This window comes from Pseudomonas sp. P5_B2, assembly GCF_056400445.1.
On the sequence record NZ_JBFULH010000916.1, the window covers coordinates 1 to 1,308 of the forward strand.

Annotated in this window: 1 protein-coding gene and 1 pseudogene; both read left to right on the forward strand. The window is 52.4% G+C overall.

Translation table 11 applies throughout. From position 1 onward, the window contains the following. Positions 1 to 311 (forward strand): annotated as a pseudogene (locus AC1DRJ_RS27980) (MFS transporter); the annotation flags it as partial. Between the two features lie 503 nt (positions 312 to 814). Next, positions 815 to 1,308: OprD family outer membrane porin (locus AC1DRJ_RS27985; RefSeq protein ID WP_477804997.1), on the forward strand; the 494-nt coding region annotated here is incomplete at its 3' end.

Below are 1,308 nucleotides of genomic sequence, written 5' to 3' on the forward strand. Positions count from 1 at the left end.
ACGCAGTCGTCTTCGTTGTTGGGGCATCCACACTGGGTACGCAGCTGCTGGCCTATGCCTATGCAGGTGACTTCTACCCCTCCACGATACGCTCGGCGGGTGTCGGGTTTGCGTCAGGTGTGGGACGCATCGGGGCGATCATTGCGCCAGTGCTGATCGGCTGGCTGGTGTCAATGAACCTGCCACTTGAGCACAACTTCATGGCCATCGGCCTGGCCGGCTTGATAGGCGCAGTGGCGGTGACATTGATCAACCAGTCTTGTGCGGATTCCACTCGAGCAAAGAAATCTCTGGCGTTCTCAGCTGAGTGAAGCTTGGATGACTCCACTCGATTTTACTTGAAGAGCGATTGCTGCTTCCGCCTCGCCTCCGTCCTGGTGAACCGTGGCTTGGGCGAAGGCGATACTGTCTCCGCCCTCTACAAGCGGCAAGTTGCCACGCATAAGGGGCTCGTGCGGCAGCCTTCGAAGGCTTGATGGTTGCTGAATCCGAAACTATGCAGCCAGTACCAAAAGATGGCCAAACAACGGGTGAGCTGCTGCTCAAGGGCAACACCGTAATGATGGGTTATCTGAAAAATGTTGTAAGCGACTCAAGGGGAAGTTTGCCTTGATAAAAATCCCCCAGTCCATCTGGAGTCAGAAAGTTTGATTACACCATTAGATGCGATGGAGGGAGCTCCCAGTGCGCATATTCAGTTGATGCATTCGCGAGAGTGAGCTCTGCATTGGATTCGTGTGTGTTGCGTTGGCTTGGAAGATTTACTTGTTGCTTCTCTTACTTACAAATTATAAAAAAAATCGGAGCGGTATAAGTGAGCATAAAAAAAATTTATGTAACTTTAGTGTTTGGCAGTATTGCCCTAAGTGGCCATGCGTTTGCTGACTTCCTAAGTGATAGCAAAGCTACCTTGGGAATGAGGAACTTCTACTTCAATAACGACAACCGTGATGGCACCGCTGCCCCTTCGAAAACCGAAGAGTGGGCGCAGGGTTTCATGTTGGACTTCAAGTCGGGATATACCGATGGTACCGTTGGTTTTGGTGTTGATACCCTAGGGTTGCTGGGTATTACCCTGGACACTGGCAAGGGACGACACGTCGGGAGCTCTATGATTCCCTCGAACAGTGACAACCGCGCCGTCGACGAGTGGAGCCGGCTGGGGCTGACCGGAAAAGTCAAAATGTCGAAGACAGAACTGCGCTACGGCACCTTGATTCCGAAACTTCCAATTCTGGTCGCCAACGATGGACGGGTGCTGCCACAAACCTTCGAGGGCGGCCAAATCACCTCGAGCGAGTTCAAGGA